The organism is Streptococcus sp. HMSC074B11, assembly GCF_001808705.1.
Classification (GTDB): Bacteria; Bacillota; Bacilli; order Lactobacillales; family Streptococcaceae; genus Streptococcus.
The window spans coordinates 19,708-36,868 of record NZ_KV794273.1 but is presented as its reverse complement, the minus strand read 5'-3'; the positions used below and the strand labels follow the sequence as shown (position 1 = coordinate 36,868).

Sequence of the window (17,161 nt, the reverse complement as noted above, 5' to 3'; positions counted from 1 at the left end):
TGGTACAAGTTTGTCCCAGTCTTTTTTAACAAAGGAGAAAAAAATGGCTTCAAAAATGCTACACACATGCTTGCGAGTAGAAAATCTTGAAAAATCAATCGCTTTTTATCAAGATGCTTTTGGTTTTAAGGAATTACGTCGTAGAGACTTTCCAGACTATGCTTTTACGATTGTTTATCTTGGACTTGAAGGTGATGATTATGAGTTAGAGTTGACTTACAACTATGATCACGGACCTTATGTTGTCGGTGATGGCTTTGCTCACATCGCCCTAAGCACACCTGATCTTGAGGCTCTTCACAAAGAACATAGCGACAAAGGCTATGAAGTAACAGCACCTAATGGACTTCCAGGGACTCAACCAAACTATTACTTTATCAAAGATCCAGATGGATACAAGGTAGAAGTGATTCGTGAAAATTCATTATAGTTCCTATCGAGTAGCTTGTAGGCTACTCGTTTTTTGAATTTGTAGTAGAATGAAAGAAAAAGAATGGCGTCAGGCATTCACTTAACTCAAAACAAAAAAATGTGCTCGTTCTTCTATTGAGGCTTTATTAAAATGTGTGAGTCAAGGAAGAGAATTTAATCTAATAAATCCTTTGGTAGATGTCTATAATAGCGTTTCACTTTCTTACACAGTTCCTTGTATGGGGGGAGAGGATTTAGCTAAGATTGTTGGTGACTTATGTCTTGGAAGAGCTCAAGGGAATGAATCCTTCTTTCCACTAGGGGCTGAAAGTGATGCTCCTGCCTTAGCTGATGAAATGATTTATTTTGATGAACAAGGTGCGGTTTGTCGGTGTTTAAACTGGCGTGAAGCCCAAAGAACCATGTTAACAGAAGAAACCAAAGATGCTGTTTTAGTCATTGAAGCTATCAATGAAGAACAGGCATCACGAGCTCGGGAAGCAATGCTAGAATTACATACTAAAATTGAGGAATATTTTGGTATCAGTGGTAAGATCAGCCACTTGACAGCTACAAATCCTATCCTAGAGGTAGAATAATGAATGGGAATCACGGTTAATTCAACTGTGGTTCTTTTTTCTACAAGGGAAGAAAGAAATTGTTTTTCTATTTTCTAAAATGGTATAATATAAGTAGAAAAAGGGAGGTGATAGCGAGTGATTGCACAACTTGATACAAAAACGGTTTATAGTTTCATGGAGAGTATGATTTCCATTCAGAAGTATGTTGACCAAGGGAAAGCATACGGCTACTCAGCACTTGGAATCATGGATATTGATAATCTCTATGGAGCTTATTATTTTATCAAAGAGTGCCAAAAGCAAGGGATTCAGCCCTTATTAGGTCTTGAGGTGACCGTTCATCATAAGGCAGAACTGATTAATCTGCGCTTTCTAGCCCTATCAAATCATGGTTATCGAAATCTCATGAAACTTTCGAGTCAAAAAATGACAGGTAAAAAGGAATGGACTGATTTTTCTCCCTATCTAGAAGATGTTTGTGTTATTGTTCCCTATTATTCTGGAATGAATGACTTAGATTTAGGACACGATTACTATATCGGGGTTTATCCAGATACACCTCAATCAAATTTTTCTCACCCCATTCTCCCTCTTTATCGTGTTAATTCTTTCGAAGCTGAGGATTTAGAAACGCTCCAAATGCTCAAGGCGATTAAGGAAAATGTGACCTTGCGAGAGGTAGATGTTCAATCGCAACAAGGCTTGTTTTTACCTACTGACCGTCTAGAACAGATTTTTGTAGAGAAATTTCCACTCGCGCTTGAAAATCTTGCAAGATTAATCAAGGAAGCTTCCTATGAGATTGATAGTAGTCTCAAGCTTCCACGCTTCAATCCAGAGAGACCAGCTGTTGAAGAGTTGCGCGAAAGGGCTATTAAGGGCTTGGAACTGAAAGGCTTACTAGATTCAGTTTATCAGGCTCGTTTAGAAGAAGAGCTATCTGTGATTCATGACATGGGATTCGATGACTATTTCTTGGTTGTCTGGGACCTCTTACGTTTTGGTCGTTCTCAAGGATATTATATGGGTATGGGGCGTGGATCTGCAGTTGGAAGTCTAGTGGCCTATGCCTTAGATATCACTGGTATTGATCCTGTAGCTAAAAATCTCATTTTTGAACGCTTTTTAAATCGTGAACGTTATACCATGCCCGATATCGATATTGATATTCCTGATATCTATCGTCCAGAGTTTATTCGCTATGTTCGTGACCGCTATGGCAGTATTCACGCTGCTCAGATTGTCACCTACTCAACCTTTGGTGCTAAACAGGCCGTCAGAGATGTTTTTAAACGGTATGGTGTACCTGAGTATGAGTTAACGGCTATTACCAAAAAAATCGGTTTCAAAGATACCTTAACAAGTGCCTATGAAGGTAATCTAGGCTTTAGACAACTGATTCAAGGTAAGATTGAGTACCAAAAGGCTTTTGAAATTGCCAAGAAAATAGAAGGAGCACCACGTCAAACCTCCATCCATGCTGCGGGTGTCGTGATTAGTGACAAAAATCTAACGGACTATATTCCTCTTAAGTATGGTGAGGATATGCTCATTACCCAGTATGATGCTCATGGAGTTGAAGGAAATGGCTTGCTCAAAATGGATTTCTTGGGCTTACGAAACCTAACTTTCGCTCAAAAAATGCAGGAGCTCTTATTTGAAACTCAAGGAATTCAGTTAAGGATTGAGGAAATTGACCTTGAGGATAGGGCAACTTTAGCCCTCTTTGCAGCTGGGAAGACCAAGGGAATTTTTCAGTTTGAACAACCTGGTGCTATTCGCTTATTAAAGCGCGTGAAACCAGAAAGCTTTGAAGAAGTAGTGGCAACGACTTCCCTCAACAGACCTGGAGCAAGCGACTATATCGACAACTTTGTGGCTCGAAAACATGGTAAAGAAAAGGTAACAGTTCTGGACCCAGTTTTGGCAGATATTCTGGCTCCAACTTATGGCATTATGCTTTACCAAGAACAGGTAATGCAAGTCGCACAGCGTTATGCTGGTTTTAGCCTTGGAAAAGCTGATATTTTACGTCGCGCCATGGGGAAAAAGAATGCTGCCGAGATGCACCGAATGGAGGAGAGTTTTATCCAAGGGGCACTCGAAAAAGGTCATGGAAAGGAACAGGCTCAGCAGGTTTTTGCTGTTATGGAAAAATTTGCTGGTTATGGTTTCAACCGATCGCATGCTTATGCTTATGCGGCTTTAGCTTTTCAACTCGCCTACTTTAAAACACATTACCCAGAAATCTTTTATCAGGTCATGCTCAATTATGCAAGTGGAGACTATATCCTCGATGCTCTTGAAATGGGTTTTGAACTAACACCACTCTCTATCAATACAATCCCATATCAGGATAAATTGACAGACCAGACTATTTACTTGGGACTTAAGAGTATCAAGGGGATGCCTCGAGATTTTGCCTATTGGATTTTAGAGAATCGTCCTTTTAGTAGTGTCGAAGATTTTGTTACTCGCTTGCCTAAAAATTATCAGAAGTTGAGTCTTTTAACTCCCCTAGTCGAGATTGGTTTATTCGATAGTTTTGAAAAAAATCGCCAAAAAATCTTATCCAACTTACCTACTTTATTTATTTTTGTGGAAGAATTGGGTAGTTTATTTGCAGATAATAGCTACAATTGGCTTGAGAGTGAGGATTTTACGCAAGTTGAAAAGTTCCGTAAGGAACAGGAGTGGCTTGGAGTAGGTATCAGTCCGCATCCTTTATTGATCTTAGCAAAGAATCCTTTGTACCCAATTGTGAGTTTGTCTGAACTATTTGAAGGACAGACAGCTACAGTACTCGTTGAGATTCAGTCTATCCGAGTAATCAGAACTAAAAAAGGTGAAAATATGGCCTTTTTGAAAGTAAGTGATAGCAAATCAAATTTGGAAGTCACAGTTTTTTCTGACCAGTATCGCCAATTTAACAATCTCTTACATGAAGGAAGATTCTACTACCTTAATGGAAAAGTACAGGCAAGAGATGGTCGGCTTCAATTAGTGTTAAATAATCTAAAAGAAGCAGTGAGTGAACGATTTTGGATACAGGCTGCTGATCATGAACATGATACTGAAATTTATCATATTTTAGAGCAATATAAGGGAGAAATTCCAGTCATCATTCGCTACGAAAATGAACAAAAAAATGTCCTTTTACCGAGTTATTTTGTTGCAAAAGATGTTAGTTTACAGGAATCTTTAAGTCAGATAGTTATGAAAACGATTTATCGTTAAAAATCAATGAAAATAAAAGAATTTTAACTTTAATTATGGTATAATCAGTTAGAATGTTAAAGAAAAAGGAGCAAAACCAAATGAAACGTATTGCTGTTTTGACTAGTGGTGGAGACGCCCCTGGTATGAATGCTGCTATCCGTGCAGTAGTTCGTCAAGCAATCTCAGAAGGAATGGAAGTTTTTGGTATCTATGATGGATACGCAGGTATGGTTGCCGGCGAAATTTATCCACTTGATGCAGCTTCAGTGGGAGACATCATTTCACGTGGTGGTACTTTCCTTCACTCTGCTCGTTACCCTGAGTTTGCAAAACTCGAAGGTCAACTTAAAGGGATTGAGCAGTTGAAAAAACACGGTATCGAAGGTGTCGTGGTTATCGGTGGTGACGGTTCTTATCACGGAGCTATGCGCTTGACTGAGCATGGATTCCCTGCTATTGGACTTCCAGGAACAATCGATAACGATATCGTAGGTACTGATTTCACAATCGGATTTGATACTGCAGTTACAACTGCGATGGATGCCATCGATAAGATTCGTGATACTTCATCAAGTCACCGTCGTACATTTGTAATTGAAGTTATGGGACGTAACGCTGGTGATATCGCTCTTTGGGCTGGTATTGCAACAGGTGCTGATGAAATTATCATCCCTGAAGAAGGATTCAAGATGGAAGACATCGTAGCAAGTATCAAGGCTGGATATGAACACGGTAAGAAACACAACATTATCGTTTTGGCAGAAGGTGTTATGTCAGCGGCAGAATTTGGTCAAAAACTAAAAGAAGCTGGAGATACAAGCGATCTTCGTGTAACTGAACTTGGTCACATCCAACGTGGTGGATCACCAACTGCTCGTGACCGTGTATTGGCGTCACGCATGGGTGCACATGCTGTTAAACTCCTTAAACAAGGAATCGGTGGTGTCGCTGTTGGTATTCGCAATGAGAAAATGGTTGAAAATCCAATTCTTGGAACTGCAGAAGAAGGAGCTTTATTTAGCCTAACAGTTGATGGTAAGATCGTTGTTAACAACCCTCACAAAGCTGATATTGAACTTTCTGCTTTAAACAAGAGCTTGTCTTAATCAACTTTAACTAAACTGGTAAAATGACCATAAAAGGTCGAATTATATAAAGGAGTCACAAAATCATGAACAAACGTGTAAAAATCGTTGCAACTTTGGGTCCTGCGGTAGAAATCCGCGGTGGTAAAAAATTTGGTGATGACGGATACTGGGGTGAAAAACTTGACGTTGAAGCTTCAGCTAAAAACATTGCTCAATTGATTGAAGCAGGAGCTAACACTTTCCGTTTCAACTTCTCACACGGTGACCACCAAGAACAAGGTGATCGTATGGCAACTGTTAAACTTGCAGAAAAACTTGCAGGTAAAAAAGTTGGTTTCCTTCTTGATACTAAAGGACCAGAAATCCGTACTGAATTGTTCGAAGGAGAAGCTAAAGAGTACTCATACAAAACTGGTGAAAAAATCCGTGTTGCAACTAAACAAGGAATCAAATCAACTCGTGAAGTGATTGCTTTGAACGTTGCTGGAGCCCTTGACATCTATGATGATGTTGAAGTTGGTCGTCAAGTATTGGTTGACGATGGTAAACTTGGTCTTCGTGTTGTAGAAAAAGACGATGCAACTCGTGAATTTGTCGTTGAAGTTGAAAATGACGGTGTTATCGCTAAACAAAAAGGTGTAAATATCCCTAACACTAAAATTCCTTTCCCAGCTCTTGCTGAACGTGATAACGCTGATATCCGCTTCGGTTTGGAACAAGGTATCAACTTCATCGCGATCTCATTCGTACGTACTGCAAAAGACGTGAATGAAGTTCGTGCAATCTGTGAAGAAACTGGTAACGGTCACGTTCAATTGTTCGCTAAAATCGAAAACCAACAAGGTATCGATAACTTGGATGAAATCATTGAAGCTGCTGACGGTATCATGATCGCTCGTGGTGACATGGGTATCGAAGTACCATTCGAAATGGTTCCAGTTTACCAAAAAATGATCATCACTAAAGTGAACGCTGCTGGTAAAGTTGTTATCACTGCAACAAACATGCTTGAAACAATGACTGAAAAACCACGTGCAACTCGTTCAGAAGTATCAGACGTATTTAACGCTGTTATCGACGGAACTGATGCTACAATGCTTTCAGGTGAGTCAGCAAATGGTAAATACCCACTTGAGTCTGTTCGTACAATGGCAACTATCGATAAGAACGCTCAAACTCTTCTTAACGAATACGGACGTTTGAACTCAGATTCATTTGAACGTAACTCTAAGACAGAAGTTATGGCTTCAGCAGTTAAAGATGCTACAAACTCAATGGACATTAAATTGGTTGTAACTCTTACTAAGACTGGTCACACAGCACGTTTGATCTCTAAATACCGTCCAAATGCTGATATCTTGGCATTGACATTTGACGAATTGACAGAACGTGGATTGATGTTGAACTGGGGTGTTATCCCAATGTTGACAGAAGCTCCATCATCAACTGATGACATGTTCGAAATTGCTGAACGTAAAGCAGTTGAAGCAGGTCTTGTACAATCTGGTGACGATATCGTTATCGTTGCAGGTGTGCCACTTGGTGAAGCAGTTCGTACTAACACAATGCGTATCCGCACTGTACGTTAATCTAATATTAAAAAGCCTACCATATCAAGCTTTATAGCTTGTATGATAGGTCTTTTTTTGTGACGAGGGGCAAAATATATCCCCTTCCTTTCAATGCTAAGGTATATAATACAGTTTGCCCTGTAACTTTTGCTATAATTATTGACTACAATGGTCATCTTTCTATCTTTATGACTAAACCTAGCTAGGATTTTTTGGGTAATAAGTCTATAAGTGTATGATTGAGGCTTGAGCTTATTACTATTTGTGCAGAAAGGATTGCTAAAAGATAGGGTTTAGTAGTGTTTAGGAAAATAAAAAAAGCTCTCTGGAAAAACCAGAAAGCTTGAGAGGCATCTCCATGTGAGAAATCGGTTCACACAATTTCTCAAGGTCCGCTCCTGCGTTATGACCTCCTTTGCTCAATAGTAGCTCTCGCTACATATCGACTCATCGCAAATTTCATTTTACTATAAAGTCGAAAAAAAGTCAATAAAAAAATCCTATAAAAAGGAACTGTTACACAATGCTAATTGCCGGGATCGAACCGGCGACCTCATCCTTACCATGGATGCGCTCTGCCTACTGAGCTAAATCAGCTTACTTAAAAAGTATACTATAGAATCAAATCTTTGTCAATAAAATGTTTTATTTAAAAGTAATTAGCTGTCAGTCAAACTAAAACGGCTTAAGAGAATATCCCTCAGCCATTTTATTCTAACCTAATTGATTTTGTTTTTTTTTCTGGATTCCAGATAAAACTTGCGATAAAGCTAAAGATGATGGTAACAATTGCAACTAAGACAGCAACAATCAGTGCTGGTATGCGAATAAACCACCACAAAGGATTTGGTTTTTTATTTGTATGCCATTGTTTTGTTTCCTCATCCAGACGTTGGAATTCTGATTGGATACGTTCAGCAACCATCTCAATTCCTTCATCATTCATTTTCTTAATGTCTGAGATATCGATAGGATTTCCGAAGTTCATATCGACACGTTCACGACTGATGAGTCCTTTTAAGGTCATTGGACCAGTGTAAGTAACTGGCATGATGCGAACCTTGGCCATTTTAGCAATCAGAGCTACGCCACCTTTGACATCGTTAGAATGACGACTACCGCTTGGAAACATGATGAGAGATCGGTCGCTCTTTTTAAGGACATTGATAGGATACTTAATAGCAGAAGCGCTAGGATTTTCCCGATCAATAGGAAAGGCACCACACATACGAATCCACCAACCAAAGATTCGGTTGGAGAAAAGTTCCTTTTTAGCCATAAAAACAAATTGTTTCGGTTTGGTCGCAAATGCCATGTAGACAGGATCCCACCAGGTACGATGGGGAGCGACTAGGATATAGTTTTCATCTTGACTCGGAATTTTATTGGTATTATGATAATGAGCATTACCGTTGATAGACCAGAGAATCAACATAACGAGTCCACGAAGATAAGTATAAAACATGGTGTCTCCTTCAAATTTCTTTCTTTTATTATACCTTATCGTTGTAGGACAGGCAAATTTTTTTGTATAGACGGAAAAGCTCTTTATATGAAATTAGAATTATTCAAAAAAAAATGATATGATAGAGAGTATGGATAAAAATAAAATTATAGGCTTAAGCCAATCAGAAGTTAATGAACGTCAGAAACAGGGGCAAGTCAATGATTTCAAAGCATCAGCTAGTACCAGTACTTGGCAGATTGTAAAACGAAATGTTTTTACTCTCTTCAATGCTTTAAACTTTGCTATTGCCTTAGCACTCGCATTTGTTCAAGCCTGGAGTAACCTAGTTTTCTTTGCGGTTATCTGCTTTAATGCATTTTCTGGGATTGTAACTGAGCTACGAGCTAAACATATGGTTGATAAACTCAATCTCTTGAATAAAGAAAAAATTACGACAATTCGTGATGGACAAGAGATAGCTTTGGACCCTGAAGAACTTGTTTTAGACGATGTGATTCGCTTGTCAGCAGGAGATCAGATTCCAAGTGATGCCATTGTATTAGAAGGTTTTGCAGAAGTCAATGAAGCCATGTTAACGGGCGAGAGCGACTTGGTGCAAAAAGAAGTAGAAGACCTAATGTTGTCAGGTAGCTTTCTTGCAAGTGGCTCTGTCATTGCTCAAGTTCATCATGTAGGGGTAGATAACTATGCAGCCAAACTCATGCTTGAAGCTAAGACTGTTAAACCGATCAACTCACGTATCATGAAATCGCTAGACCAGTTAGCTGGCTTTACTGGGAAAGTCATTATTCCATTTGGAATTGCTCTTTTGCTTGAAGCTTTGGTCTTGAAAGGTTTACCACTGAAGTCTTCTGTAGTGAATTCATCTACAGCCCTTTTGGGGATGTTGCCTAAGGGAATCGCGCTCTTGACTATCACCTCTCTCTTAACCGCTGTTATCAAGCTTGGTTTGAAAAAGGTTTTGGTACAGGAGATGTATTCTGTTGAGACCTTAGCACGCGTGGATATGCTCTGCTTGGATAAGACAGGGACAATCACACAAGGGAAGATGCAGGTTGAGACGGTCTTTCCTCTTACTCAAGCTTACGATCAAGATGCCATTGTCAAAATACTAACTAGTTATATGGCACACAGTGAGGATAAAAATCCAACAGCTCAAGCTATTCGAAAGCGTTTTGCGGGAGAGGTAGCTTATCCGATGATTTCTAGCCTTCCATTTTCAAGTGATCGAAAATGGGGAGCAATGGAGTTGGAAGGTCTAGGAACTGTTTTCCTAGGCGCACCGGAGATGTTGTTGGGTGCTGAAGTTTCTGAAGCTAGAGAAGCTCTTGAACGAGGATCTCGTGTCTTGGTGTTAGCGCTCAGTCAAGAAAAACTTGACCATCACAAGCCGCAAAAGCCATCTGATATTCAGGCTTTGGCTTTGCTTGAGATTCTAGATCCGATTCGAGAAGGTGCTGCTGAGACGCTAGACTATCTTCGTTCTCAGGAAGTGGGATTGAAAATTATCTCTGGTGATAATCCAGTCACTGTTTCAAGTATTGCCCAAAAAGCAGGTTTTGCAGACTATCAGAGTTATGTAGATTGTTCGAAAATTACTGATGAAGAGTTGGTTGCCATGGCTGAGGAGACAGCCATTTTCGGACGTGTCTCGCCTCATCAAAAGAAACTAATCATCCAAACTCTGAAAAAAGCAGGACATACTACAGCAATGACAGGGGATGGTGTCAATGATATCCTAGCTCTCCGTGAGGCAGACTGTTCCATTGTTATGGCTGAAGGAGACCCAGCAACTCGTCAGATTGCAAATCTGGTCCTCTTGAATTCAGATTTCAATGATGTTCCTGAGATTCTCTTCGAAGGTCGTCGTGTGGTCAATAACATTGCCCACATTGCTCCAATTTTCTTAATTAAGACCATCTATTCTTTCTTGTTAGCAGTTATCTGTATTGCGAGTGCATTGTTGGGACGTACTGAATGGATTTTGATTTTCCCATTCATTCCGATTCAGATAACCATGATTGACCAGTTTGTGGAAGGATTCCCACCGTTTGTATTAACTTTTGAACGAAATATCAAACCTGTGGAACAAAACTTCCTCAGAAAATCCATGCTTCGAGCTTTACCAAGTGCCTTGATGGTAGTCTTTAGTGTTCTCTTTGTTAAAATTTTTGGAACCAGTCAAAGCTGGTCAGCCATTGAAATTTCGACACTTTTGTATTATCTGTTGGCATCGATTGGTTTCATGTCTGTAGTTAGAGCCTGCTTGCCATTTAGCCTGTGGCGTGTACTTTTGATTATTTGGTCAATAGGTGGCTTCCTTGGGACAGCTCTATTTCCAAGAATCCAAAAATTGCTTGAAATTTCAACACTTACAGGTCAAACATTGCCTGTCTATGGTATTATGATGCTCGTCTTTATTGTGATTTTCATACTGACAAGTCGTTATCAAGTTAAAAGATAAAGAAAGACTGCAATCCATGATTGCGGTCTTTTTTAGGTGCAGGACTGCTAGATAAAATATGGTATAATAAAGGGAAATAGAGTTTTTGAAAGTGAGAGAAGATGATTTCAAAGAGATTAGAAACAGTAGCTTCTTTTGTTCCCCAAGGAGCTGTTTTGCTGGACGTCGGTAGCGACCATGCTTATTTACCGATTGAACTAGTTGAAAAAGGTCGTATTGAACGTGCTATTGCAGGAGAGGTAGTAGTAGGTCCTTATCAATCTGCTGTAAAAAATGTTGAGAGCCATGGCTTGACTGAGAAAATTCAGGTTCGTTTAGCCAATGGTTTAGCAGCTTTCGAAGAAAGTGACCAGGTTTCTGTTATCACTATTGCTGGGATGGGAGGTCACTTGATTGCTACGATATTAGAAGAAGGATTGGACAAACTAGCCAATGTTGAGCGTTTGATTCTTCAACCAAATAACCGAGAAGATGAGTTACGCAGCTGGCTACAAGAGCACGGTTTTCAAATTATGGCAGAAAGTATCCTAGAAGAAGCTGGGAAATTTTACGAGATCATAGTTGCAGAAGCTGGTGAAATGAAATTGTCAGAAAGAGATACCCGCTTTGGTCCATTCTTGCCCAAAGAAGTCAGTCCCGTATTTGTTCAGAAATGGCAAAAAGAAGCCAGCAAGCTTGAGTTTGCCCTTAGTCAAATTCCAGAAAAAAATCAAGAAGAACGTCAGGTTCTGGCAGATAAAATTCAAGCCATCAAGGAGGTGCTTCATGAAAGCAAGTGAAGTGATTAAGCGTTATGAAACTTATTGTCCACAAGAATTTTCTATGGAAGGTGATAGTCGTGGTCTGCAAATTGGTACCCTAGACAAGGAAATCAAAAGGGTCATGGTTGCCCTTGATATTCGTGAAGAGACAGTCGCTGAAGCAATTGAAAAGGGTATCGATTTGATTATCGTCAAGCACGCGCCTATCTTTCGTCCTATCAAGGACTTGGTAGCTAGTCGCCCTCAAAATCAAATTTATATCGACCTCATCAAGCATGATATTGCAGTTTACGTCAGTCATACAAACATTGATATCGTTGAAAATGGTCTTAATGATTGGTTCTGCCAATTGTTAGATATTAAGGATACAACGTACCTACAGGAGACAGGTCCTGAACGTGGGATCGGACGTATTGGAACTATTAGACCTCAAACATTTAAAGAATTTGCAGATCATGTTAAGGAAATCTTTGATCTAGATAGCCTTCGAATGGTGTATTATAAAGAGACTGAATTGCAAAAGACAATCTCAAGAGTGGCTATTTGTGGCGGCAGTGGGCAGTCTTTCTACTCTGATGCTTTGGCAAAAGAAGCAGATGTTTACATTACTGGTGACATCTATTACCACACTGCCCAAGATATGTTGTCAGACGGTTTGTTGGCTCTGGACCCAGGACACTATATTGAAGTTCTCTTTGTTGAAAAAATTGCAGCGTTCCTGAACGAATGGAAGGAAGAAAATGATTGGCCTTTAGAGGTTATCGCAAGTCAGGCATCCACCAATCCATTCCATCATATCTAGTTAGAAGGTAAAGACAATGAAAAAAGTTGCCATTGTAGGAGCAGGAATTGTAGGGGCAACGGCTGCCTACTATCTTTATAAAGAAACTGATATCGAAGTAACTGTCTTTGATCATGGGCACGGACAAGCGACCAAGGCAGCGGCAGGAATTATAAGCCCCTGGTTTTCTAAACGACGCAATAAGGCTTGGTATAAGATGGCGCGCCTAGGAGCTGATTTCTATGTAGATTTATTAGCTGACCTAGAAAAATCGGGTCAAAAAGTTGATTTTTACCAACGCTCAGGAGTCTTTCTTCTTAAAAAAGATGAGTCCAAACTAGAGGAACTCTATCAACTAGCCTTGCAACGTAGAGATGAATCTCCCTTAATAGGGAAATTAGCCATTCTGGATCAAGAATCTGCGAGTAAGTTATTCTCTGGTCTAAAGGGATTTGAGAGATTGCTTTATGCTTCTGGTGGAGCTCGAGTAGATGGGCAACTCCTAGTGAGTCGTTTACTGGATGCCAGTCAGGTTAAGGTCGTAAAGAAAGAGGTTAGTCTAACTCCTTTATTATCAGGTTATCAGATAGACAATCAAATGTTTGATCAAGTAATTTTATCTACGGGAGCTTGGCTTGAACACATTTTGGAGCCTTTAGGCTATGAGGTGGATGTTCGTCCTCAAAAAGGTCAACTTAGAGATTATCAGGTTGATTTAGACATGGCAAGCTATCCTGTTGTCATGCCGGAAGGTGAGTGGGATTTGATACCATTTCCTGGAGGTAAGTTATCTCTAGGAGCTACCCATGAGAATGACATGGGATTTGATCTTACAGTCAATAAAAATTTGCTCCAACAAATGGCTGAGGTAGCGAGTCCATTTTATCCGAGTTTAAAGGATGCAGTTTTATCTGGTGAACGTGTAGGAATTCGGGCTTATACGAGTGACTTTTCTCCATTTTTCGGACAGGTTCCAAACTTATCAGGAGTCTATACAGCAAGTGGTCTAGGATCTTCAGGGTTAACGACTGGTCCTATTATCGGTTATCATCTAGCTCAAATGCTTCAAGGGAGAAAAGGAGTATTGGATCCAGCAGATTATCCGACTGAAAGATACATTCAAAAGAAACAATAGTAAACCTTTTACCTAGTTTTTACGATAGTCTTAGGAAAGTAAATGACTTTCCCTATCAAAAATGGTAAAATGAAAAAAATAATCCAAGAATTGAGGAAATAAAATGCAAGAAAAAATTCTGGTAACAGGTGGAGCAGGTTTTATCGGAACTCACACTGTCATTGAATTGGTCCAAGCTGGACACCAAGTAGTTGTCGTGGATAATTTGGTAAACAGTAGTCGTAAAAGTCTTGAAGTAGTGGAAAGAATTACAGGAGTTGAGATTCCTTTTTATGAAGCTGATATCCGAGATACGGATACACTTCGCGATATTTTCAAACACGAAGAGCCAACAGGTGTGATTCATTTTGCTGGTTTGAAAGCTGTAGGTGAGTCTACACGTATCCCACTTGCCTACTATGATAACAATATCGCTGGAACTGTCAGTCTCTTGAAAGTTATGGAAGAGACAAACTGTAAGAACATTATCTTCAGTTCTTCAGCAACAGTTTATGGAGATCCACATACTGTTCCAATCCTAGAAGATTTCCCACTTTCAGCTACCAACCCTTATGGCCGTACCAAGCTTATGCTGGAAGAAATCTTGACAGATATCCATAAAGCAGATTCAGAGTGGAACGTTGTCTTACTTCGTTACTTCAACCCAATTGGTGCGCATAAGAGCGGTGATTTGGGTGAAAATCCAAACGGTATTCCAAATAACCTTCTTCCATATGTGACACAAGTTGCAGTTGGTAAGTTGGAACAAGTTCAGGTCTTTGGAGACGACTACGATACTGAAGATGGAACAGGTGTACGTGACTATATCCACGTCGTTGACCTAGCAAAAGGGCACGTTGCGGCACTTAAGAAGCTTCATAAAGGTTCAGGACTAAACATTTACAACCTTGGTACAGGAAAAGGCTACTCAGTTCTTGAAATTATCCAAAATATGGAAAAAGCAGTCGGACGTCCTATTCCATATCGTATTGTTGAACGTCGCCCAGGTGACATTGCAGCTTGCTACTCAGATCCAGCAAAAGCTAAGGAAGAGCTAGGATGGGAAGCAGAACTTGGTATTACAGAGATGTGTCAAGACGCATGGCGTTGGCAAAGTCAACATCCAAATGGATTTGAAGACTAAGATGATGATTTCAATCATAGTCCCATGTTTAAACGAAGAGGAAGTACTTCCTCTTTTTTATCAAACTCTTGAAGTACTGATCCCAGATTTGGGAACAGAAATCGAATACATTTTTGTAGATGATGGTTCGACTGATAAGACTTTGGACGTTCTAAAGGTTTATCGAGAGAAAAATGCTGCAGTACATTATATCTCTTTCTCGCGAAATTTTGGGAAGGAAGCGGCCATATATGCAGGTTTACAACAAGCAAGTGGAGATTTGGTGGTGGTTATGGATGCAGACCTTCAGGATCCACCAAGCCTCTTGCTTGAGATGAAAGAACTACTAGATCAGAATCCAGACTTGGATTGTGTTGGAACTAGGAGAACTAGTCGAGACGGGGAACCCGTTTTACGTAGTTTCTGCGCCGATCTTTTTTATCGTTTCATGCAAAAAATTAGCCCAGTGGCTCTTCCATCGGGTGTCCGTGATTTTCGAATGATGAGAAGAACAGTTGTGGATGCAGTGTTGGAATTGACAGAATACAATCGCTTTTCCAAAGGGCTCTTTGCCTGGGTTGGTTTTCACACTCACTATCTAGAATACCCTAATGTTGAAAGGCGGGCGGGTAAGACTAGTTGGAGCTTTAGACAACTCTTTTTCTACTCTATCGAAGGGATTGTGAATTTTTCAGATTTTCCTTTGATATTAGCTTTTGTTGCGGGTCTTTCATCATGTTTTCTGGCTTTGGTGATGACACTGTTTGTAGTTGTCCGTACTCTCTTACTTGGCAATCCAACTTCTGGTTGGACCTCTCTGATGGCTGTCATTCTATTTCTTGGTGGTGTCCAATTATTGACGATTGGGATTCTCGGAAAATATATCAGTAAAATTTATCTGGAAACGAAAAAAAGACCCCTCTATCTGATAAAAGAACAGAGTGAGTCAAGATAAGATTTGCTAAAAATAAGTCCTTCAAAAGACTATAATTTTCTGGAAAAATATGCTAAACTAGAGGAAGTGGTATTTGGAAATCGAATCACCACTGATGACAAATTAATCTTTGATGAGCGCGCGAGTGGGACACTGTTTTACAGCTTCCAGTAGCTCTTCACTAGCTGGGACGTCTCTCTCTAGTTGATTAGGATCATCATAGAAACGCACTATACCATTATCATGGTAATCAAATAAATCAGAATAGGTTTGGCATAGCCCGCAGGCAATGCATCGTTCAGGTATAAGTGTGATTTTCATATTTATATTGTAATAAGAAATTAGAAAAAAAACAAGGAGTAAGGTATGGAAAAGGAACCATGGCAAGAAGATATTTACGACATCGAGGAAAGTCGTTCGGAACGCAGAAGCAGAGGAAATAAGGAATCAGGAGTAGGAGCTAATCGTATTTTAACGATTTTGGCTTGTATTTTCTTTGTTATCGTTGTCGGTATGATTGCCATTCTAATCTACCTGTCATCAGGTGGAAGTGATCGTACGGCAGCCTTGAAAGATTTCCATGATTCTTCTGCGCCTAAGGTAGAGGAAGTTTCTTCAACATCATCAAGTAGTTCAGTTGAATCATCAAGTTCTGAAGCAGAATCAACTTCTTCAAGTAGTTCAGAGGAACATACAAATGCTGAGGGAACCATTACTGTCCTTGCAGGTGAAGGTGAGGCAGCTATTGCAGCTAGAGCAGGTATTTCTATTGCCCAGCTTGAAGCCTTGAACCCTGGTCATATGTCTTCAGGAACTTGGTTTGCAAATCCTGGTGATGTCCTTAAGACAAGATAGGAGTTAGAATGAAAACAATTCAGATCGCTATTGATGGTCCAGCTTCAAGTGGTAAGAGTACAGTAGCTAAGATTATCGCTAAGGACTTTGGCTATACTTATCTGGATACAGGTGCCATGTATCGTGCTGCGACTTACATTGCTTTAAACAACCAAGTAAGCCCAGAAGAGTCATCTCGACTTCTTGAATTATTGGAACAATATCCGATTAGTTTTGGTCGTGCCGAAACAGGAGAACAGCTTGTTTTTGTTGGAGACGTTGATGTTACCAATCCAATCCGAGAAAATGAAGTAACTAATGCTGTATCAGCTTTTGCAGCTATTCCAGCTATTCGTGAAAAATTGGTAGCCCTCCAGCAAGAAATTGCCCAACAAGGCGGAATCGTCATGGATGGTCGAGATATTGGTACAGTGGTCTTGCCTAAGGCTGAATTGAAGATTTTTCTTGTTGCTTCAGTGGATGAACGTGCAGAACGACGTTATAAGGAAAATCTTTCAAAGGGGATCGAAACAGATTTGGAAACTTTGAAAGAAGAGATTGCTGCGCGTGATTATAAAGATAGTCATCGTGAAACTTCTCCTCTTAAGCAGGCAGATGATGCAATCTATCTGGACACGACAGGGCTAAGTATTTTAGAAGTTGTCGAAAAAATTAAATCAGAAGCAGTCAAACATTTTTAATTTGAAATTTTAACCGATTGACCACGATAGTGGTGAGTCGGTTTTTTACCAATTTGTCAAATTTTTAATTTTAAGGTATAATAGTCTTTGTTAACGAAAATTTGACAATCA

14 protein-coding genes, 1 tRNA gene and 1 pseudogene are annotated in these 17,161 nt (G+C 39.8%); 13 read left to right on the top strand and 3 right to left on the bottom strand.

The features are described 5' to 3' along the window. Positions 1–43 precede the first annotated feature (43 nt). The 5 genes and pseudogenes from HMPREF2619_RS05200 (at position 44) to pyk (ending at position 6,888) form a co-directional block, all read left to right on the top strand. Positions 44–430 (top strand): lactoylglutathione lyase, encoded by a 387-nt coding sequence (locus tag HMPREF2619_RS05200; RefSeq protein WP_000157160.1) that lies wholly within the window; start codon positions 44–46, stop codon positions 428–430. Positions 431–488: 58 nt separating this feature from the next. Beyond that, positions 489–1,010 (top strand): annotated as a pseudogene (locus HMPREF2619_RS05195) (B3/4 domain-containing protein); the annotation flags it as partial. A gap of 117 nt (positions 1,011–1,127) precedes the next feature. Next, positions 1,128–4,229, top strand: a complete 3,102-nt coding sequence (locus tag HMPREF2619_RS05190) for a DNA polymerase III subunit alpha (RefSeq protein WP_070459682.1) — start codon at positions 1,128–1,130, stop codon at positions 4,227–4,229. 80 nt (positions 4,230–4,309) lie between these two features. After that, positions 4,310–5,317: a 6-phosphofructokinase gene (gene pfkA / locus HMPREF2619_RS05185; RefSeq protein WP_070459680.1), complete on the top strand. Its 1,008-nt coding sequence runs from the start codon at positions 4,310–4,312 to the stop codon at positions 5,315–5,317. Positions 5,318–5,382: 65 nt separating this feature from the next. Further along, entirely contained in the window at positions 5,383–6,888 is a 1,506-nt protein-coding gene (gene pyk / locus HMPREF2619_RS05180; protein ID WP_014713116.1) for a pyruvate kinase, read from the top strand. 506 nt (positions 6,889–7,394) lie between these two features. Here pyk and HMPREF2619_RS05175 read toward each other — a convergent pair. Together HMPREF2619_RS05175 and HMPREF2619_RS05170 are read right to left on the bottom strand one after the other, a co-directional pair. Beyond that, positions 7,395–7,467, bottom strand: a tRNA-Thr gene (locus tag HMPREF2619_RS05175). A gap of 112 nt (positions 7,468–7,579) precedes the next feature. Beyond that, the gene (locus HMPREF2619_RS05170; RefSeq protein ID WP_070459677.1) at positions 7,580–8,335 is read right to left on the bottom strand and encodes a lysophospholipid acyltransferase family protein; all 756 of its coding nucleotides are present in this window, start codon (positions 8,333–8,335) and stop codon (positions 7,580–7,582) included. 130 nt (positions 8,336–8,465) lie between these two features. On the opposite strand from HMPREF2619_RS05170, the gene HMPREF2619_RS05165 reads away from it, so the two are divergent. The 6 genes from HMPREF2619_RS05165 to HMPREF2619_RS05140 all read left to right on the top strand — a co-directional run bounded on the left by HMPREF2619_RS05165 (position 8,466) and on the right by HMPREF2619_RS05140 (position 15,536). Further along, the gene (locus HMPREF2619_RS05165; RefSeq protein WP_070459673.1) at positions 8,466–10,802 is read left to right on the top strand and encodes a cation-translocating P-type ATPase; all 2,337 of its coding nucleotides are present in this window, start codon (positions 8,466–8,468) and stop codon (positions 10,800–10,802) included. A 101-nt stretch (positions 10,803–10,903) separates the two neighbouring features. Further along, positions 10,904–11,581 carry a tRNA (adenine(22)-N(1))-methyltransferase gene (locus HMPREF2619_RS05160; RefSeq protein WP_070459671.1) on the top strand — a complete coding sequence of 226 codons (678 nt, stop codon included), beginning with the start codon at positions 10,904–10,906 and terminating at the stop codon, positions 11,579–11,581. After that, positions 11,568–12,365 (top strand): Nif3-like dinuclear metal center hexameric protein, encoded by a 798-nt coding sequence (locus HMPREF2619_RS05155; protein WP_070459668.1) that lies wholly within the window; start codon positions 11,568–11,570, stop codon positions 12,363–12,365. Before HMPREF2619_RS05160 ends, HMPREF2619_RS05155 begins: the two co-directional genes overlap by 14 nt. 16 nt (positions 12,366–12,381) lie before the next feature. Continuing rightward, positions 12,382–13,479, top strand: a complete 1,098-nt coding sequence (locus HMPREF2619_RS05150; RefSeq protein ID WP_070459665.1) for an NAD(P)/FAD-dependent oxidoreductase — start codon at positions 12,382–12,384, stop codon at positions 13,477–13,479. Positions 13,480–13,582: 103 nt separating this feature from the next. After that, the gene (gene galE, locus HMPREF2619_RS05145; protein WP_070459662.1) at positions 13,583–14,602 is read left to right on the top strand and encodes a UDP-glucose 4-epimerase GalE; all 1,020 of its coding nucleotides are present in this window, start codon (positions 13,583–13,585) and stop codon (positions 14,600–14,602) included. After that, the gene (locus tag HMPREF2619_RS05140; RefSeq protein WP_075230676.1) at positions 14,586–15,536 is read left to right on the top strand and encodes a glycosyltransferase family 2 protein; all 951 of its coding nucleotides are present in this window, start codon (positions 14,586–14,588) and stop codon (positions 15,534–15,536) included. Before galE ends, HMPREF2619_RS05140 begins: the two co-directional genes overlap by 17 nt. 102 nt (positions 15,537–15,638) lie before the next feature. Here HMPREF2619_RS05140 and HMPREF2619_RS10780 read toward each other — a convergent pair whose 3' ends face one another. Next, on the bottom strand, positions 15,639–15,836 hold the full coding sequence (locus HMPREF2619_RS10780; protein WP_080979354.1) for a ferredoxin: 198 nt from the start codon (positions 15,834–15,836) through the stop codon (positions 15,639–15,641). 45 nt (positions 15,837–15,881) lie between these two features. Here HMPREF2619_RS10780 and HMPREF2619_RS05135 point away from each other — a divergent pair, with 45 nt between their 5' ends. Both HMPREF2619_RS05135 and cmk read left to right on the top strand, forming a co-directional pair. Continuing rightward, positions 15,882–16,370 carry an SAG1386/EF1546 family surface-associated protein gene (locus HMPREF2619_RS05135; RefSeq protein WP_070459659.1) on the top strand — a complete coding sequence of 163 codons (489 nt, stop codon included), beginning with the start codon at positions 15,882–15,884 and terminating at the stop codon, positions 16,368–16,370. A gap of 8 nt (positions 16,371–16,378) precedes the next feature. Continuing rightward, positions 16,379–17,050: a (d)CMP kinase gene (gene cmk / locus HMPREF2619_RS05130; RefSeq protein ID WP_045762908.1), complete on the top strand. Its 672-nt coding sequence runs from the start codon at positions 16,379–16,381 to the stop codon at positions 17,048–17,050. Positions 17,051–17,161: the final 111 nt, after the last annotated feature.

Bases quoted from the DNA above. Each gene is read 5' to 3' on its own strand.
- HMPREF2619_RS05200 (WP_000157160.1), top strand. From the start codon at position 44: ATGGCTTCAAAAATGCTACACACATGCTTGCGAGTAGAAAATCTTGAA.
- pfkA (WP_070459680.1), top strand. From the start codon at position 4,310: ATGAAACGTATTGCTGTTTTGACTAGTGGTGGAGACGCCCCTGGTATG.
- pyk (WP_014713116.1), top strand. From the start codon at position 5,383: ATGAACAAACGTGTAAAAATCGTTGCAACTTTGGGTCCTGCGGTAGAA.
- HMPREF2619_RS05170 (WP_070459677.1), bottom strand. From the start codon at position 8,335: ATGTTTTATACTTATCTTCGTGGACTCGTTATGTTGATTCTCTGGTCT.
- HMPREF2619_RS05165 (WP_070459673.1), top strand. From the start codon at position 8,466: ATGGATAAAAATAAAATTATAGGCTTAAGCCAATCAGAAGTTAATGAA.
- HMPREF2619_RS05160 (WP_070459671.1), top strand. From the start codon at position 10,904: ATGATTTCAAAGAGATTAGAAACAGTAGCTTCTTTTGTTCCCCAAGGA.
- HMPREF2619_RS05155 (WP_070459668.1), top strand. From the start codon at position 11,568: ATGAAAGCAAGTGAAGTGATTAAGCGTTATGAAACTTATTGTCCACAA.
- HMPREF2619_RS05150 (WP_070459665.1), top strand. From the start codon at position 12,382: ATGAAAAAAGTTGCCATTGTAGGAGCAGGAATTGTAGGGGCAACGGCT.
- galE (WP_070459662.1), top strand. From the start codon at position 13,583: ATGCAAGAAAAAATTCTGGTAACAGGTGGAGCAGGTTTTATCGGAACT.
- HMPREF2619_RS05140 (WP_075230676.1), top strand. From the start codon at position 14,586: ATGGATTTGAAGACTAAGATGATGATTTCAATCATAGTCCCATGTTTA.
- HMPREF2619_RS10780 (WP_080979354.1), bottom strand. From the start codon at position 15,836: ATGAAAATCACACTTATACCTGAACGATGCATTGCCTGCGGGCTATGC.
- HMPREF2619_RS05135 (WP_070459659.1), top strand. From the start codon at position 15,882: ATGGAAAAGGAACCATGGCAAGAAGATATTTACGACATCGAGGAAAGT.
- cmk (WP_045762908.1), top strand. From the start codon at position 16,379: ATGAAAACAATTCAGATCGCTATTGATGGTCCAGCTTCAAGTGGTAAG.